The following is an 18,205-nucleotide window of genomic DNA, read 5'->3' on the forward strand; positions in this document are numbered from 1 at the left end:
GACTTTGACCAATAATATGGAAAAGGCCCTATGACCATCAGCTTACAATCAACTACCGCTGCTCGTTCGCAGGTGTGGATAACACCTATATGCTACGCTGCTGGCGCGCTGGTGCTGCAATTTTTATTGCTGGCAGCCTTTGACGTCTCTGTGTTGCTGCATCAGCAGTTTACGGCCGTGGTGAATATCACCAGTATTTTAACCGTTTTCAGCGCCTGCTTTTGGGCCGCCCTGAGGTTGATGCATCGGCGCGCCAATAGTGCGATGCTTGCCTATTTACTGGATGAAAATAGTTTAAGCCATTTCGCATTTTATCGTAAACGAGCACGCGTAAGGCTGCGTAATCAGGCTGTGCTTTCGGTGACGCTGGCGGTAGCCTGTGTGCTCTGGCTGCGCGAGGCTCATGCGCCCAACTCACTGGCTCAGTGGTATCAATTGATTATTACCACCACATTTTGGTTTTTTGGCTGGCTGTACTTTATTCAGGGGGTAAGCTTGCCACGTTTTCTTCGCCGCCATTTTCTTACCCGTCTGCCCGATTCTATAGAGGCTATTAAGCGCCAACAAAAAGTGACCGGTGTAGTACGCTACGTTCTGTTTACTGCTTTAGCTATTTTGTTATTGCTACCGGTTACCGGGCTGGCTGGCGCTGAGCATGAATGGATAGGCATGGCAGTTAGCATTAGCTTAGGGTTGATGGTGCTATTTGCGTTGAATGTGCTGTGGGGCGCCGCGCAGAAAGCCCGAGCATTTCAGCTCCAGGCGATTGAGCGTATAGATAAAAAACTGTATTTCCTGGGGCGCCAGTCCAAATATCGAAAAGATGCATTGGAACATGCTATTACCCGGTTACAGAACGAAAAGGTGCTCATTGCAAGCTTTCAGGCCAATCCTGTATCTTCCCGACTTATTGCTCTATTATTAATCTGGTGTACGGTTTTACCGTTACTGTGGCTGCTGAGCAGTCATTAACAGTCTGGGCCGGTAAACCTCACCTAACCGGGCTTTGCCAAGCCAATATGCTTATTTACCCCGTTGGTGCGCCACTGGCCCGCGCCACTGCTCTTGCATAGCTTGTTGCAGTTGATGCAAGGGCCGGCTATCGACGCCGTAGCCAACTTGCAAGGCATAGGCGGCAGCCTCAAGCGTGGAGAGGCTATATCCCCTGGCGGTATGTCTGATACGGTAAGCAGACGGCGGGGCATGGTTGAAGTGCCATTGCGGAAGGTGATGTAGCCAGCTTAGTCGCTGGTACAAGCCGTAGGCCTGCGACCAGGAACCGTCCAGCAAAATCAATAACGGGGGCGGGTGGTCGCTAAAAGCAGTACTTTCTATTGGCTGGCTGTTTTCCCCTGGGTACACCAAACCCGCCGCCGACTGTTCGATATGGGTTTGTGCCGTATTAAAGTCATAGGTATGAATACCGCTATAGACAGTGGTTTTCTCAACACATAAGCTAACTAACCGAGCCGTATTTTTAGCATGCGTAGCCTCTTTACTATGTTGAAGTATCACCAGCTCTACCGGGCTGATAATCGAGCTGAGATGCTGGCACAGGCAGGTGGCTTGAGGAAAGCCGCATTGGCTACAATAACTACGCATTGATTCTTTCGCTATACTTGGCAGATAAACATTATGCCCAATTGTAACCGCTACCATCAAATTTTTGCGGTAGTCAGGCTGGTGCCCTCTGGCAAAGTCGCCGCTTATGGACAGATAGCCGACCTGGCCGGATTGCCAGGTCGTGCCAGGCTAGTGGGCAAAGCGCTGGGTTATCCGCCAGCAGGATCGGTTATTCCATGGCACCGAATTGTGCGGGCAAACGGCCAGATAGCTTTTCCGCCGGGTTCACAAAAAGCCTGTGAACAGCGCGAAAAACTGCTATTGGAAGGGGTAGAGATAACCGGTAACCGGGTACGTATTAAACAATATGGCTGGCGGCCTGAATTGCACACGTTGCTACACGAGCTGTCATCGTAAAACCGTTGTTTACCGTGAAAAGCCATCAACCTTTTCACTGATTAATGTTAAGTCGTAGGGTGTTATGAACGGAAATTCACTTAAAACCATTACTATAGACCAGCTGGTTCCAGGGATGTTTGTTAGCCAGATTGTGGGACAATCCGGCGGGGTAAAAATTAAGTCAGAAGGTAAGGTTACCTCGCAAAAAGTAGTTGATGTGCTACGCGCGCGCGGGGTTAAAAAACTGGTTATCGATCCTAACCGGGCGTTTACTGTAGCCCCACCTGATACGCCGAACGCTGAAGACCCGGAAGAAGCCAGGGCTGAAAAAAAAGCCAAGGTTCCTTTTTTTCGTGAAATACAACGCGCTGAACAATTACATGCTCAGGGTAAAGAAATTCAGAAGTCGTTACTGGAGTCCGTTCAAAAGGGCTTGCCGTTTGACGACAAAATCCCGCGGGCGTTCTCGCATAAACTGGTGGAGTCTATCGACCGCAACCCAGATGCCTTGTTGTGCCTGACAAAAATTCGTGAAAAGGATGATTACCTACTAGAGCATTCATTAAACGTCGCTATTTTATTGGCCAACTTTGGTCAGTTTGTAGGAATGGATGAGCAGCAGGTAAGTGATTTGGCGTATGCCGGCTTTTTACACGATATGGGTAAAATACGCATCCCGGACAATATTCTCCACAAGCTGGGACGGCTTACCGACCCGGAAATGGCTGTGATGAAACGCCATGTTGAGTTTGGCGTGGATGCATTGCATGCGGCCCGTATCGACAGTGCGTTAATTCGCGTCGTCAGTGAGCACCACGAACGGCTGGATGGCAAAGGCTACCCGGCAGGTATCGGCGGGCAGGATATCTCACAAGAAGGGCGAATGCTGGCTATTGCTGATATGTACGATGCGCTCACGGCAGACCGTTGCTATAAAGCGGGTATGCCCAGCCAAAAAGCCATGAAAATCCTGCTACAGGATGCCCCTGAGCGTTTAGACAGCGGGTTAGTACAGCAATTTATAAAGTGCATGGGGGTTTATCCGGTAGGTAGCCTTGTCAGACTGTCCACCGATAAACTAGCTATGGTACTGCAACAGAACGACTCTCCCCTTACCCCGGTAGTAAAAGTCTTTTATTCAGTAAAAGGTGGGCATTTCTTGGAGCCCAAAGATATCGATCTAGCCTGCGATAAACGTATAACCATAGAATCGTCTGTCTTAGCCAGTGAATATAAAATTGATTTTAATAGTTTCTTTGAGCGCTCAATTGCTTTGTAAGTGTTGCAAGACCGCAACAAATTGCATTCAAGCGAGGTGTTTAGGCTGGGTTCAGGTTAGGTTGGGTACTCTGTTACTGTATCGCCCAGATGGGTGGAATAGCTTTTGCAGACTTTTCACTTTACGTTTCGAGTGGGCCCGGGGAGTGAATACCCTTTGATCTTGGCCCATTGTATTATTTGACAATATTGAGGATGTTATGAAAAAGACTCTTATCGCCGGCGTTGTTGCCATGGCTGTTTCGGTTGCTGGTTGTGCTAATGATCCGTCTAATACGCAAAAAGGCGCGGCTATTGGTGCAGTGGTAGGTGCATTGCTGGGTAAAGCCACTGGCGATAACGACAAAAGTCGTTATGCCTGGGGCGCGGCAGTAGGTGCTATCGCTGGTGGCGCGATAGGTAACTATATGGATCGCCAGGAAGAAGCATTACGCAAAGAACTGGCGGATACCGGCATTCAGGTGGTGCGTGAAGGTGATAACCTGAAATTAATCATGCCCGGCGATATTACTTTTGCTACCGATAGCGCATCCATCAGTTCTGACTTTAACCCCATCCTGAACGATGTAGCCACGGTGGTGAATGAATACGAAAAGACCGTCTTGCTGATTAAAGGCCATACCGACGATACAGGATCTGAGCAATACAATCAGACCTTATCAGAACGTCGTGCCCAGTCGGTTAAAAATTTGCTGACCACATTTAATGTTAACACTAAGCGTATCTCTACAGTGGGGATGGGGGAGTACCAGCCTAAGGTGCCCAATACCAGCGCGCAGAACCGCCAGATGAACCGCCGGGTAGAGCTGGAAATTCAGCCGCTTACGAAAGACAATACCTGATAACCACTGCCCGTTTGCAGATGTACAAATTACAGCCCTACGGGGCTGTTTTTGGTGGTAAAACGATAGGGTTGATGCAGCGTAAGTTACCGGGGTAGCGGAAAAGTACAACTGTAGTGCAGTGAACGCCTTATCAATTGATAGGCGCTCTGGTAACAGAGTCAAGCGGGGGCTGTTTTTCGATAGCCGGTGACGGGTATTATAAAGTCGCATTCTATGGGGGCGCAGAGTACACTGGGCGGGTCACATCAGTTAATTAGGGTCATCAATGAGATATTGGTTTTTTGCGCTGTATGCGTTGTTACTGAGCGGCTGTGCGACATTGTCGCAACTGTCGGCCTATTCCGTGTCGCAAAGTGAGTTGGAATCACTGTTGGATGAACAGCTTACTAAATTGCAGGATAAAGCCACCGTGGCGGGCATCCCTTTGCTGTTATCCATCGACGATATGAGCGTTGATATAGGTCCTGAAGGCCGCGAAATTATCCAGCTAGGGGCAGCCGCGACCGCAACAGTAAGCGCATTTGGTTTTGAATACCCCGCCAAGGTGAACTTGCAACTCGAAGGCGTACCTTATTATGACAGCGAGAAAAAAGCGGTATTTCTGCGTTCTTTGAAACTACTGGACAGTACTGTGGATGCTGGGGGTTATCGGGGCAACCTTGCGCCGGTAAGTGGCGAGTTTATGTCCCTGCTCAATGGCTATCTGACGACGCATCCGGTGTATGAGCTCGATACCACCAACGCCGCCATCAGTATGCTATCTAATGTTCCGTTGGAGCTAAGCATCCAGCCAGACCGGCTAACCCTGAAGCCGAAATCCTGACCCAACTTATTGCCCCGAAACGCACACGTATATTTATCCGGGGCAATAAGCACGCAGGGCTACGCGGTAGCTTGCCATTGAGACAGCGCCTGAATGTGTTCAGGCCCTATCCCGCAGCACCCACCCACCAGCGAAGCCCCTGTTGCTACCCATTGCTTCACAAACTCCAGATAATCCTCAGGCGAGAGCTCACGCATGGGTTGCGACTGTGAGTTGGCCGCATAGTCGTTGGGAATGGGCCGGAAATTATTCGCATATACCCCCAACGTCAGTTTACGTTGTTCACGGGTAAGTATTGAATACGCTTCTTGTAAAGCATGTGCCATAACTTCGGGAATAGAACAGTTGAGGGCGATGCCGGCAGCATGCCTATCTGCACAAACTAATGCTACGGCCGACGCGACTGACTGCCCGGACCGTAAACGGGCTCCATCATTCAGGTTATCATCCAGCGAAAAAGCATAGTGTACCGGCTTATCTGTAGCGCGCGCTGCTATCTGTACCACTTTTAATTCTTCCAGACTGGCCAGGGTTTCTACGATGAATAGATCACACCATGGGTCTTGGGCGGCAAGCAGCTCCTGATAGATAGTAAGCGCGGCGGGGGCATCAAACAAATCCGGCCGGTAACTGCCCATCGGCGGCGGTAAACAGCCGGCTATTTTAACCGGCGAGGTAGGATACTTTGCAGCCGCCGCCTGGGCTATTTTGGCCGCTTCAGTGGCTAGCTGGGCGCCGCGCTCTGCATACATAGCCTGACCCAAATGAAAGGGCACACAGGCATAACTGTTAACGGTAATAATCTGCGCGCCGGCTTCGATAAACCTGCAATGCGCCTGCTCCACCGCCTCCGGTGCTTCCCATAACGCCTGAGCGCTCCAGTAAGGATGATCAAACGGTGCGCCAGAGCGCTTTAATTCGCGACCCATGCCGCCATCTAGAAGAGTAATCTGGTTCATTATATCTTGGCTGGTTATCTACTGTATCCTAGGTACGCACGGTAGAGCATATAGGTAGCGAAGGAAAATGTTTACACTAAAACATTTATTTATAAGTCATAAAAAAGCCTCGCAAAGGCGAGGCTGGTAAAGCACAGAGAAAGTCAGTTACTCAATATTCTGGATCTGTATAATTTCTTTACCCTATCATTTTGATTATTATTGACATTTTTTTGGATTATTGATTTTTGTAACCATTTTTGACACCAGATAGCAGGGTGTGCCTTACTACTCTTGGCAAAACTTACCTTTAGCCTAACCATTTCCCGGACATTAAATATTTCATCTCGATTGGCAATAAAAAGGAGGTGGCATTAAATTCCAATCCAAGCTGTGCTCGCGATAAGCGTGCTTCTTTTCTGTGACTTCCTCCTTAACTTTTAACTTATTCCCGCCAGAAAAGCCCCAGACGTAAAAGGTAAGCTCTGTGTATACCTCACAGATGTTCGTCACGCTCGGCTTTAGCTTGCTTAAATGCTTGCTCTACGTTTTCTGAAATGATCATCGAAGGCACATCTTCCGGTTGTTTTTTCGTGCAGAAGTTCTTTATCTCATCACGTAAGCGTTTAAACCCGTCTGAAATTTTTGGGTAAGATGCCAGGAAAGCACCGATCCCACCTCCAGCTACTGCCGTGGCCTCCCAGTACTGCAATAAAAATTCATAAACGGTGCTGCCTTCCCGCACTTCCGTTAACGTCCAAAACAAGCCTTTTTCATCATTAACGGATTTTATTACTGGCAGATTATAGTCTTCGAGAATCTGATTTAGTCGCTCGGTAATTGCTAAATACTGGCTCAAAATATCATCACTCACCACACCATGGGCCAGAAGCGAGTGACCTAAATCATAGTGTTTCAACGTTGACAGTTGCTTACTGTACCCTTGTTCAAGAAAAAGATTGAAGGTTACCAATCGGTGGCTTCGAGTACTGCGCTGAACTTCATCACTAAAGAAGATGATGCGGTCACCGACAGAGTGCGAAACAGTTTCCAGTGATGTATCGTCGTAGTCTGGTTGCGGCTCGGAAATGCCGATGAGGCCAGTGTGATTTTCGTAGGTGTCAATCAGCGATTCAAATTTAGCCAACAAACGCTCGAAAACTTTCTTTCGTTCTAGCAGCTTGGGCTTGTAAAGCAATGCGTCAAGAAACTGCTCTCGCAGTGGCGGCTTTGCACTAAAGGCGTATTCGTCTAACAGCCGATAAAACGCGGCTTTATCTAACTTCTCTTCCTGACACAGCTCGTGGATAGCGAAGCGCTTTTGTTGTTGCCAGTAAGCTGCGAAAGTTTGCTCGACACTCTGCTCGGCAGATAAGGTAGGCAGGTAATCATCGATAAAGCGCTCAATCAGATGTCGTTTGCCTCGTAGCTGCACCTCACTGCCCAGCAGCTTCATCACTTCTTCACGACGGGCATAGGTCTCAGTACTTCGTCCATGTGTCGCTTCTGCGTCTTTGATCTCACCAAGCAATCGTAAGATGTAAGCCACATTGATTTCATCGTGCTGAATCAACTCAAGCTCAAAATCAATGGTAGTTAGTTCATCAGGTACACCCTCTTTCGGCTGGCGATGACGATCATAGAGATCCTTATAACTGCCCGCAAAATCGGCAAACGTTTGTGCATTGAGTGCTAAGTCATTCCAGTTGAACTCAGTAAACGACTTAAGTTTGTTCACGTCACGCATCAACTCGCGAAACGCCTTAACGAACGCTAGCTGAGCGTCTTCGCTAATCAACTTACTTACATCATCAGGCGTTGCCACCAGTTTGAGCAATCGGGTGACATTGTCATTAAACGCATTAACGTAGAAGTCATACGGTTCAAGTAAAACGCGATCTTCAGCGTTACTATCGCAGTACATGGTAATGGCTTCATCGACATTCGCCTTCAGATTTCGGAAACATACAATATTGCCCTGTGCTTTTTGATCGCCAAAGGTACGATTGGTGCGGGAGAAGGCTTGAATCAGCCCGTGGTGTTTAAGGTTCTTATCCACATACAGGGTATTCAGCTTTTTGGCATCAAACCCTGTTAAAAACATATTCACCACCAACAAAATGTCGATGCGATCTTTGTCCTCAAAATCATCGCGCTCGCGCTCTTTCATACGTTTAGCGATGTCTTTGTAGTAGGTATAAAATTTAACGCTGTCGCTGATGCTGTGAGCGGTTTTATAACGTGTGTTGTAGTCTTTTACATATTGCTCCAGCTTATCTCTGCTCACTTTGTGCTTGCCGCTGCTGTCGGACACATCAAAGCTGGGCGTGCCTGGATCACCGCTTTGATCGTCTTCTGCCTCGTTATCGGCAAACGAAAAAATAGTGGCTATACGCAAATCATGCTGACCGGCCTGGCGTTTGGCTTCAAAGCTATCGTAATACTTGATCAAGGCTTCTTTACTGCCGACACACATCATTGCGGAGTAGGAGCGGTTATACGTTTTACGATCATGGTTCGCTATGATCCAATCCGTCACTCGTGCAATGCGTTGATCACTTTCCCAGTCACTTTTTCTCAGCTCGCTTTCATCAATAGGATTACCGTATTCATCCTTAAGTCCTGACCAGTATTCGACCGAAAACTTCAACACATTTTCATCATTAATGGCATTAGTAATCAGGTATTTATGCAACGGTTCGCCAAATAACTGTTCAGTGGTTCGGTAGTTATTGTGGTTGCCTTTTTTGATGGGGGTACCCGTAAAACCGAATAGCTGCGCATGGTTGCCAAAAAAGCGTTTGATATTGGCATGTGATTCACCAAACTGGGAGCGATGACACTCATCAAATATCAACACCACGCGTTTACCTTTTAGGTTTTCAAGCGCTTTCTCATGCTTCGTTTTGGTAACGGCTACATTAAGCTTTTGGATGGTGGTGACGATAAGTTTATTCTTGCCTGACAGCTGACTGACCAGCTCTTTAGTACTGTCGGTGCTGTCAACACAACCATCACTAAAGTGGTTAAACTCTTTAGAGGTTTGATAATCCAAGTCGGCGCGATCAACAACGAACAACACTTTGTCTACGTAGCCTTTGCCACCTAGCTCACAAATCAGCTGAGCGGCTTTGAAACTGGTTAAGGTTTTACCTGAACCTGTGGTATGCCAGATATAACCATTGTTTTCATCGCCTTTTTCTGGCGTAAAATGACGCACTTTGGTCATCAGGTTTTCAACGGCATACACCTGATAAGGGCGCATAATCATCAGCAGTTTGTTGGACTGATGTAGTACCAGGTATTTGCTAATCATCTTCGACACATGACACTTTTCTAAGAATGCATCGGCGAACTTGTCTAGTCGTGTAATCAGGGTATTGTCTTCGTCCGCCCAGAAGAAAGTTTGTTTGTAGTCTAATTTACGATTGTTGGCAAAGTACTTGGTGTTTACACCATTTGAAATCACGAAAAGCTGAACGTAATTAAACAGACCGTCTTCCGACCAGAAGCTATCACGCTGGTAGCGGTTGATTTGATTAAAGGCTTCTTTTAGCTCTACACCACGGCGCTTTAACTCGATTTGCACCAACGGAAGACCATTGACCAACAAGGTCACGTCATAGCGATTGGCGCGGCCACTCTCCTGGCGCACCTGGCTGGTCACCTGGTATTGGTTTTGGCACCAGAAATCAGTATTTAAGAATTGTAGATAAATGTCGGGTTGACCGTCCCGATGAATATGGCAGCGTTTGCGTAAGGTTTCTGCCCGCTGAAAAATAGCACCTTTGTTTAAGTGATTAATAACCTGAGCAAACTCGTCATCTGTCAGAGTGACTTTGTTTTGAAGCTCTAGCTGGCGTTTTAAATTGGCTTTCATCTCCTTGCCACTGCGGATAGACACACTTGCATAACCAAGTTGTGTCAAACGCAGAATAAGGTTCTCTTCCATCTGAGCTTCAGATTGTACCTGGGCAGGGTCATCTGCCTCACCATCAAATTCCTGGTTTAGTTGCTCGACTAACCTGGCTTGCTGTGCATTGTAAATTTCAACACCAACCCGGCGGATGTGATCAAGCAATGATGTACTATCAATATGCTGATGCAGGGATACATCAAAGCCGTAAATGAGCTCTAAGTTATCTAATGCCTCCATTACCTGAAAAAGCAGGTTCTTTGGTGCATGGCTAGCGGTGTAAAGCGTGATATCGATATCCGAAGCAGGACGATAATTGCCCATTGCCCGAGAACCATAAAGCACCACAGATGTAATAGCAGGGAAGCTTTTAAACACCGCTACTATCTGGCTCAGCTCATCCTTTTTCAAGCCGTACATCACATCCGTATTTTTCATTTGGTTACTGCTTCTCTTCTAATTGGCGGGTTAAGGCGGTTTTTAATGCTTCGAATGCCAGATAATAATCATCAATAATGGCAGTTAATATTTGTTCGCTGGTTTCACGGTTGTAGGTATGTACCGTTAACTGACGCTTTTTAATCATATCCATCCACACCTCGCCGTTTTCAATTAAACCGCGATTCGCTGCGATACGAAAGGCATCACGGCTGCCTTGAATATCCGCCAACCCTTGATACTGATAAAAGTCTTTAATCGTATTCCACGCCAACTCATAGTTATATTCAAAGGCCTGGATTACGCCTTGCTGCTCCAATTCGTTTAATTCACGCTGTTCCATCACAGCAAATGCCATTTCAAGTTGCTTGAGGGAGCGCTTGAAGTTTTCAAATCGCTGCACCCAGCGAATATCTCGTTTCATGTTGTACTCTCTGGTTTTGCTTCAGCATTTTCATTTTGGAGCTGGTCGCAATAGTCTCTAAACTGGACCTCATAATCCTCGGGGTATTGATTAAAAAGAGCCAGACTATATCTCGCTTTGCCTGGCAAGGGATTACTCCAATCAAGGTCATCATTAAAGTCTCTAAGGAGCTGCTCTTCTTCATCAATGTCTTCTAATTGTTCTGAATCCTTCAGTAAAAATGCCTCATTAACGAGATCAGCAAAACTGTACTCTTCATGCGGCGAGTCGAAATCTGCTATGGACAGAGCTTCTAACAAAAAAATCACGATAACATCCGTTAGAGACACAACTATTTTTTCGAGTTCTATACTACTCTTCACTATCTTAGGCGATGTTTGCCCATGGGATATATCACCTCTAGTATTACGTAGTCGCCCGAGAGACTTACAAAATGCATTACCAACATCCAAGATTATTTCTTTCTCAAGCGTAGCGACATGAGCTGACAAAACGGTTACCGCACTTTTAAATAGAGGCTGAAAATCTTCGCCAGTCTTGCCTTTCATCTTTTGAAACGTGCTGTCTACAGCCTTAAGATCGTGATCTAAAAAGCGCCGCCTCGTCTTAGGGTTTCTCGCATCCATCTGCGTCAGAATCGTTTTACAGACGCCTTCAATAAGAGCCTTACAGGCCTCAATGCTATTATCAGACGTTATTTTTTGCTCAATCACTTCATAATAAATATCGTGATCGTCAAAGTAACCGTAGGACTCAAAGCTGTCTTTATTAGCCTTTAAAAAGACTCTGGTCTTTTCCATAAGAAGTTACAACCTTATACAAACAACTTCTGTAACAGCCCTTTTTTAAAGGCTTCTAACTGCTCAATTTGTTTTCCTACCACTTCAATTTTTTGATCGAATGTGGATAGAAGATCAGCGATTTTTTTTTGCTCTGCATAATCAGGTACAGGCAGGGGCATTGCGAGAAAGTCTTCTGTGATAATGTTCATTCGATCATGCCGTGCACCATAGTTCGCTACCATTTTCATGTAGCGGTGCCACATACTGCTATTGAAGTAAAACTCATAAAAGCGATCATCATCTTGATAAAATCTGAATACACTATATAGAGGAGACATAACCCCCAAGCCTAAGTAGTTTTTCCCTATTGGCCCGACTGGCGCGTGAACAGATATTCTAGGGTTGTAAATATAGTCACCTGACTGAACTATATAATACCCTTCTAGATTATCGGCATTCGCAATATTTTTATCGAAATAATCTTGCTGTCGGACAATTCCACGAGTAGCTGAGTTCGTAAAGACATCTGTAACAGAGCCATCTACATTTTTGTTAGTTTGTCTATACGCTAGGTCTTTTAGTGTTTTTATTTCCCACTTCGGAAACTCACTCCCATCATCCTGTTTAAAACGCAATTTCAGGCTAAAAATCTGTTGCATTAAGCCGCGTTTATAGTCTTCCAAATGTGCTTTTTTCCTGCCTAGCTTGGCAAGCTTAGTATCCACTGAAGAGAGGAAATTCGCGATTTTTTGCTGTTCCTCAAAGTCAGTTGTCAACGTAACATTTACAGCACTTAAAGAATCTTGTCCGACATTAAAGCGCGTACTACCGCCACTTTTAGTGGTTATCTCTTTTCTTAAAGTACTGGTTTTAAGTAACGCGTCAAAGTACAACGGACTAAACTTTACCGTTGGTCGCCCCCTAATAACAAACCCGCCAAAAGTTGCCGTATTATGTTTATCTAGATAAATATTAGATTGACCTGCCTCTTCCCTCGTTTCAGAACTACGTTGAAATAGTATGTCTCCATATTTAACTTCGTTTTTTTCAAACTCTTTGTCAGAAACGCTTACTGAACCAATAATTTTGTCATGGTAAATAGGCTTTTTTGCAATTATGTCCAAGACATTAATAAACTTTCTTCCATGACCATATTGTCCTTTATCTGCATTGATTCCATTTTTGAAACTCATGAAATCACCCAGAGTTTTACTTTCCAATTTTCCGTCGAACTCTGGAAACCGTAACTCCGGTACGCGCTTTTGTTCACTCATACGGGGGCCTCGATACCCAGCTCCTGGCAGTATTGGCGAATCTGTTCATCGATTGGGGCCATTTCCTTCTCAATGGTCTTTAATTCGCTTACGACAGTGCTTAAATTTACAGGCTCTTCTTCTTCAAAAGTGTCCACATAGCGTGGAATATTGAGGTTGTAGTCGTTTTCCGCAATTTCAGCGAGGGGGGCGACTTGGGCATACTTATCAACATTTACACGAGTATGATAAGTATCAATAATTTTTTTGATATGCTCAGTCCTAAGCTCGTTTTGATTTTTGGCCTTCTCAAAATGTTGACTGGCGTCGATAAACAGCACATTGTCTGGATTCTCGCGGCATTTTTTAAAGACCAAAATACACGTTGGAATGCTGGTGCCGTAAAAGATATTCGCGGGCAAGCCAATTACCGCATCAAGCCAATTACATTCTTCAATTAAATAGCGACGTATATGGCCTTCACTCGCACCACGGAAAAGCACTCCGTGAGGTAGTACGACGGCTAAAGTACCATTGTCACTGAGGTGATGCAGCATATGTTGCACAAAGGCAAAGTCCGCTTTTGAGCTGGGTGCCAATTTGCCATAAGGGGCAAAACGGTCATCGGTTTCAAAGTGCTTTTTCGCACTCCATTTCGCAGAAAAGGGCGGATTGGCTACGATAGCATCAAACTTCTTATGGATATGTTGCGGGCTTTCTAGGGTGTCGTCTTGTTTGAGGTCGAAGTTACGGTAACTAACTCCGTGCAAGATCATATTCATACGCGCCAAGTTAAAAGTGGTGCGGTTCATTTCTTGACCGTAAAAATGATTCACGTAGTTCACTTCTTTAGCAACGCGTAGGAGTAAAGACCCTGAACCACAGGTTGGATCATATACAGACTGTAATCGCTGTTTATTACGGGTAACTAGCTTAGCCAAAATCGTCGAAACACTCTGTGGCGTGTAGAACTCACCGGCTTTTTTTCCAGCCCCTGCTGCAAATTGTCCAATCAAATATTCGTAGGCGTCGCCTAGCACGTCATTTGTGCTGTCGGAAAGCTTGAAATCAATGCTGTTCAGGTGAAACATGATCTTAGCGATAAGCGCATTACGCGCATCGGGATCACGTCCAAGGCGAGAGGCGTTTAAGTCCAGCTCTTCGAATAGCTGATCGAAGTCGTCTTCGCTTTCTGTCCCCATGGTGGAGCGTTCAATATTTTTTAATACTTCTTGCAAATCACCTAAAATAAATGCATCGATAACCACATCGTCGTCTTCGCTTTTCTTTGCCTTCTCCGATATGTGAGCACCACGCTCGGCAAGGGTACTAAACAACTCTGAAGGTTTTAGGAAATAACCAAGGCTTTCGGTAATCTCATCTTGTAGCTCGCCAATGACCTCCGCATGCTCTTCGTCCCCTTCATCCAAATGCTCATAGGACGGAAACTCTACTTCCCCCTTCAGAATATCGTTACAAGCTTTGACTAAGCGCTCAGATAAATATTTATAGAAGATAAAACCTAGGCAGTAGTCGCGAAATCCGTCCGCATTCATTTTACCGCGTAACTCATCGGCAATGTTCCACAGCTTTTGCTTCAGCAGGCGTTTATGGTCTTCGGTCATGAGGGTAACATCCTTAAAACAGCGTGACGTATTTAAATCAGTAAGATTGATAACACTACAACTTATCACACTATTGTAAGGAGTTAGAGCGGGTGGAGCTATAGAAAAAATCTATCAGCTGGACTTCCCGGACTTTGCTAGACACTTTTAACAGTTACAATGTAACTTCACAAAGAGGTGTTTATGAGCAAAGGCAAACGGTATACCTACGAGTTTAAAGTCGAAGCAGTGAAGCAAATTACAGAGCGCGGGTATTCTGCCGCTGACGTGGCAGAGCGGCTCGGCATTTCAAGTAATTCGTTGTACAACTGGCAAAAGCAGTTGGATAAAAAATCTGAACCGAAGAAGTCCGCTGATGATTCTGTCCGTATCGCTCAGCTAGAGTCTGAACTCAAGCGGGTGACGGAGGAAAGAGACATTCTAAAAAAGGCCGCTGTAGATTCAAGTGGTCAATGCAACAGTTATACTAAAATACTGATTTGCATGAGGACTTTGGATGAAGCGAATAAAACGTACATTTACTCAAGATGAGCAAACACTTGTTTTCGATTTATGGAAGCAAGGCGCTGGGTTCAGCGATATTGGCCGTATCATTGAGGCAAAGCCGGGATCAGTATTCACAATTTTACGTGAAGATGGTGGCATTAAACCTAGATCAAGGCATCGTAATATTTCCCACTTAACTCTTTCAGAACGCGAGGAAATCCGCGTTTCATTGTCTGCAAAGATGAGCATTAGAGCGATAGCTAAACAACTAGGTCGCTCTCCCTCGACAATATCACGTGAAATCGCCAGAAATAGAGGGCGTAGATATTACAAAGCAGTTGATGCTGATAACCGTGCAAAACGAATGGCTAAGCGGCCAAAGCCTGGTGTCTTAGAACAATACCCTGAGCTGAGAAAGCTGGTTATAGAGAAGCTAGAGTTGAAGTGGTCGCCAGAGCAAATATCTGGTTGGTTAAGTGTCGAGTATTCTCGGCGTAAGAAAATGCAGGTATCACACGAAACCATTTATAAGTCATTATACGTTAGGGCAAGGAATATCATTCATCACTCGTTGACTGAGCATTTACGAAGAAAACGGCCTATGCGACACAGTCGCTTTCATAGCCGTAAAGGTGACAGAGGCTCCATCAATATAGTTAACGGCATTTCAATTCACGAACGCTCTAAACATATCGATAATCGACGTTCCCTCGGCCACTGGGAAGGCGACTTAGTAACCGGCTCTAAAAACACTCATATTGCCACATTGGTAGACCGGAAATCGCGTTTCACAATCATCTTGAAGTTAGCAGGAAAAGACGCTGATTCGGTGAATACGGCATTATTAGCGGTGTTTAAAAAAATGCCTTCTAAATACCGCAAATCGCTTACTTGGGATAGAGGAATGGAACTGGCTAAACATAGCGTTTTAACAGCTGAATTTGGCATGCCAGTTTACTTCTGCGATCCGCAATGTCCATGGCAACGAGGTACGAATGAAAACACTAATAGCCTTATTCGACAATACTTCCCTAAAAAGACGGATCTATCATTGCACTCACAAGAACGACTCAGTGAAGTCGCAACTCAACTAAATGAACGACCAAGAAAAACATTGAAATTTAAAACACCGTCACACATGATTGAAAGGGGTGTTGCGATGTTCACTTGAACTTACAGCAAGGTACTTTGCAAGCCAGCCAGAGTGAAGTACGCCTTTATCCGTGACCATCAGCGAGAATTTTCGGTCGCTGCGATTTCTCGTGTTCTAAAAATCCACCGTAGCGGTTTCTATGCCTGGCTGAAGCAGCCCTTAAGTGCGCGAGAGATTGAAGATGAACGCCTGTTAAAACTGATACGTGAATTCTATATCGCCAGTGGAGCAACATACGGCAGTCCCTGGATCCGTCGTGACTTACTGGAAGCCGGAGAATCATGTAGTGTTCATCGCGTGGCAAAGATAATGCGTAGAAGCGGGCTTCGTGCACAAATTGGTTACCAGCGTCGATACATTAAGAACGGCAAGCCCTCACGTATTGCCGATAATGTTTTGGAACGTGCTTTCGCTCCCGCCAGCCCAAACACAGCCTGGGTCAGCGACATTACGTACGTAAGAACCTACGAAGGTTTTTTGTATCTTGCCACCCTCATCGATCTGTATTCGCGCCGCGTGGTTGGCTGGTCAATGGACAAAAATATTGATAAGCATCTGGTTATCAATGCGCTACTCATGGCGGTTTATCAACGCAGACCGAAACAGCAGGTTCTGGTGCACAGTGACCAGGGAATTCAGTACGGTAGTGCAGATTATCTGGCGTTTATGAAGGAAAACAACCTCGGGCCCTCGATGAGCCGACGCGGTAACTGTCACGATAATGCGGTGGCGGAAAGCTTCTTTGCTACGATTAAGAAACGGGTTACAAAGAAAAAGATATATGCCACCCGTGATGAAGCCAGATCAGAGATATTTAATTTTATCGAGATGTTTTACAATTCCAAAAACGGCATTTTCATACAGACGGTGTCTCACCTGTTCAATTCGAGAATGCTTGGTTTACGAAACAGATAACTGTCTAGTGAAAGCTGGGAAGTCCAGCTCGACCATACTGCCCCATGATCATCTGCCGGCGCTTCGAGTTGTAGGAATATCGAAATACCCAAAAAGGCGTTCCCTCTTTGGTAATACGAATATACAAGCCGCCGTCCACGGCAACCATACATGGCGTACCTTTCGATACTAGCGAGCGAATCTGAGCGTCATTCATTGAGGGGTAATTAGGTGGTTACAGATTGCAGTAAGGCTACCTAATGGAGGTCAGCTATGCAACCAATGATGTAACCAGTTGAGTGTTATTAAACGAGATGCTATGGAAGGTTATGTTATAACATGCTGACATTAAATTCATTTAAAATCAGCATGTTATAAATTTTAGATATTTTTTGAAATTCTATTCAATATTCTGGATCTGCTCGCGCATTTGCTCAATAAGTACTTTGAGCTCAACTGCGGACTGGGTGATGTCAGTACTGATTGACTTAGATCCCAGGGTATTCGCTTCGCGGTTAAATTCCTGCATCATAAAATCCAGGCGGCGGCCACACGCGCCGCCTTTGTTCAGAATGTTGCGGGTTTCACTAACATGGGAGTTGAGCCTGTCCAGCTCTTCGGCCACATCAACTTTTTGCGCCAGCATGATCATTTCCTGTTCAAACCGGCCGGCATCTAACTCTACTTGCGCTTCTTCAAAACGGGTTTTCACCCGATCCCGTTGCCACTGCATAATTTCCGGCATTTTAGTGCTTACGCTAGCGACTTCGTTGGCAATTCCATCCAGACGTTGTTCAATAAGTGATTTAAGCGTACTGCCTTCGGCTGCCCGGGCATCGATAAACTGTGTTAAGGCATCATCAAATGCAGCCATAACATCGCGGTTTATTTCGTCCATGTCGGTTTCTTCGGCGGCGATAACCCCAGGCCAGCGCAATACGTCCAGCGGGTTTACTCCGGTTGACTGACCATGCGATTGGACCCAGTCGGCCGCGTGCAGCACTTGTTTTGCCAGGCTTTCGTTTAGTGTCAGGTTACCGCTGGCAGCATCGCTGGCTGAAAAGCGCAGAGCACATTCAACCTTACCGCGATGTAACTGCTTACGAAATCGTTCACGCAGAACTGGCTCAAGTGAGCGAAATTGTTCGGGCAGACGAAAGTAGTTTTCTAAAAAACGTTGATTGACGGAACGAATCTCCCAGACCGCTGAGCCCCATTCCTTTTTGGTTTCACTGCGTGCGAACGCTGTCATGCTATAGATCATAATGTAATCCGTATCGGGTTGCCGCATCTGTATTGAACCCTGATCATACGTCAATAGTCGCTTTTGTGCCTAGCACTTATAGTAAGCGGCGTTCTTTGATTCATTTTCGGCGCACAAATACGTT

General features: G+C 45.8%; 17 protein-coding genes. 8 read left to right on the forward strand and 9 right to left on the reverse strand.

Going from position 1 to position 18,205, the window contains the following annotated elements:
- Positions 1-30: 30 nt before the first annotated feature.
- Entirely contained in the window at positions 31-972 is a 942-nt protein-coding gene (locus D0Y50_RS00120) for a hypothetical protein (RefSeq protein WP_117314874.1), read from the forward strand.
- Between the two features lie 51 nt (positions 973-1,023).
- Here D0Y50_RS00120 and D0Y50_RS00125 read toward each other — a convergent pair whose 3' ends face one another.
- The gene (locus D0Y50_RS00125) at positions 1,024-1,602 is read right to left on the reverse strand and encodes a tRNA-uridine aminocarboxypropyltransferase (protein ID WP_170145424.1); all 579 of its coding nucleotides are present in this window, start codon (positions 1,600-1,602) and stop codon (positions 1,024-1,026) included.
- Between the two features lie 33 nt (positions 1,603-1,635).
- Here D0Y50_RS00125 and D0Y50_RS00130 point away from each other — a divergent pair, with 33 nt between their 5' ends.
- From D0Y50_RS00130 to D0Y50_RS00145, 4 genes are all read left to right on the forward strand, one after another.
- Positions 1,636-1,980, forward strand: coding sequence for an MGMT family protein (locus tag D0Y50_RS00130; protein ID WP_108568561.1), 345 nt, complete (start codon positions 1,636-1,638; stop codon positions 1,978-1,980).
- Between the two features lie 64 nt (positions 1,981-2,044).
- Positions 2,045-3,241 (forward strand): HD-GYP domain-containing protein, encoded by a 1,197-nt coding sequence (locus D0Y50_RS00135; RefSeq protein WP_117314876.1) that lies wholly within the window; start codon positions 2,045-2,047, stop codon positions 3,239-3,241.
- Positions 3,242-3,440: 199 nt separating this feature from the next.
- Positions 3,441-4,082, forward strand: coding sequence for an OmpA family protein (locus D0Y50_RS00140; RefSeq protein ID WP_108568559.1), 642 nt, complete (start codon positions 3,441-3,443; stop codon positions 4,080-4,082).
- A gap of 268 nt (positions 4,083-4,350) precedes the next feature.
- The gene (locus D0Y50_RS00145; RefSeq protein ID WP_117314878.1) at positions 4,351-4,908 is read left to right on the forward strand and encodes a DUF1439 domain-containing protein; all 558 of its coding nucleotides are present in this window, start codon (positions 4,351-4,353) and stop codon (positions 4,906-4,908) included.
- Positions 4,909-4,967: 59 nt separating this feature from the next.
- Here the strand turns inward: D0Y50_RS00145 and D0Y50_RS00150 are convergent, their stop codons facing one another.
- The 6 genes from D0Y50_RS00150 to D0Y50_RS00175 form a co-directional block, all read right to left on the reverse strand.
- A complete protein-coding gene (locus D0Y50_RS00150) occupies positions 4,968-5,867 on the reverse strand; it encodes a homocysteine S-methyltransferase family protein (RefSeq protein WP_117314880.1) in 900 nt (299 codons plus the stop codon).
- Positions 5,868-6,342: 475 nt separating this feature from the next.
- Positions 6,343-10,200: a type I restriction endonuclease subunit R, EcoR124 family gene (locus D0Y50_RS00155; RefSeq protein WP_117314882.1), complete on the reverse strand. Its 3,858-nt coding sequence runs from the start codon at positions 10,198-10,200 to the stop codon at positions 6,343-6,345.
- Positions 10,201-10,204: 4 nt separating this feature from the next.
- Positions 10,205-10,624, reverse strand: coding sequence for a nucleotidyltransferase substrate binding protein (locus tag D0Y50_RS00160; protein WP_117314884.1), 420 nt, complete (start codon positions 10,622-10,624; stop codon positions 10,205-10,207).
- Positions 10,621-11,424, reverse strand: coding sequence for a hypothetical protein (locus D0Y50_RS00165; protein ID WP_117314886.1), 804 nt, complete (start codon positions 11,422-11,424; stop codon positions 10,621-10,623). The genes D0Y50_RS00160 and D0Y50_RS00165 overlap by 4 nt, the downstream gene beginning before the upstream one ends.
- Positions 11,425-11,438: 14 nt before the next feature.
- Complete coding sequence (locus D0Y50_RS00170; RefSeq protein ID WP_117314888.1) at positions 11,439-12,680, reverse strand: restriction endonuclease subunit S; 1,242 nt, start codon at positions 12,678-12,680, stop codon at positions 11,439-11,441.
- Entirely contained in the window at positions 12,677-14,284 is a 1,608-nt protein-coding gene (locus tag D0Y50_RS00175; protein WP_117314891.1) for a type I restriction-modification system subunit M, read from the reverse strand. The genes D0Y50_RS00170 and D0Y50_RS00175 overlap by 4 nt, the downstream gene beginning before the upstream one ends.
- 183 nt (positions 14,285-14,467) lie before the next feature.
- On the opposite strand from D0Y50_RS00175, the gene D0Y50_RS00180 reads away from it, so the two are divergent.
- From D0Y50_RS00180 to D0Y50_RS00190, 3 genes are read left to right on the forward strand one after another with little or no spacing between them, the layout of a single operon-like run.
- On the forward strand, positions 14,468-14,815 hold the full coding sequence (locus D0Y50_RS00180; protein ID WP_117314893.1) for a transposase: 348 nt from the start codon (positions 14,468-14,470) through the stop codon (positions 14,813-14,815).
- The gene (locus tag D0Y50_RS00185; protein ID WP_117318575.1) at positions 14,790-15,941 is read left to right on the forward strand and encodes an IS30 family transposase; all 1,152 of its coding nucleotides are present in this window, start codon (positions 14,790-14,792) and stop codon (positions 15,939-15,941) included. The genes D0Y50_RS00180 and D0Y50_RS00185 overlap by 26 nt, the downstream gene beginning before the upstream one ends.
- A gap of 33 nt (positions 15,942-15,974) precedes the next feature.
- Complete coding sequence (locus tag D0Y50_RS00190) at positions 15,975-16,838, forward strand: IS3 family transposase (protein ID WP_218023549.1); 864 nt, start codon at positions 15,975-15,977, stop codon at positions 16,836-16,838.
- Between the two features lie 4 nt (positions 16,839-16,842).
- Here D0Y50_RS00190 and D0Y50_RS19985 read toward each other — a convergent pair whose 3' ends face one another.
- The gene (locus tag D0Y50_RS19985) at positions 16,843-17,034 is read right to left on the reverse strand and encodes an Arm DNA-binding domain-containing protein (RefSeq protein WP_117314895.1); all 192 of its coding nucleotides are present in this window, start codon (positions 17,032-17,034) and stop codon (positions 16,843-16,845) included.
- Positions 17,035-17,217: 183 nt separating this feature from the next.
- Positions 17,218-18,081, reverse strand: coding sequence for a YicC/YloC family endoribonuclease (locus tag D0Y50_RS00200; protein WP_108567803.1), 864 nt, complete (start codon positions 18,079-18,081; stop codon positions 17,218-17,220).
- Positions 18,082-18,205 lie beyond the last annotated feature (124 nt).

It is taken from the genome of Salinimonas sediminis (assembly GCF_003429285.1).
Lineage (GTDB): Bacteria > Pseudomonadota > Gammaproteobacteria > Enterobacterales > Alteromonadaceae > Alteromonas > Alteromonas indica.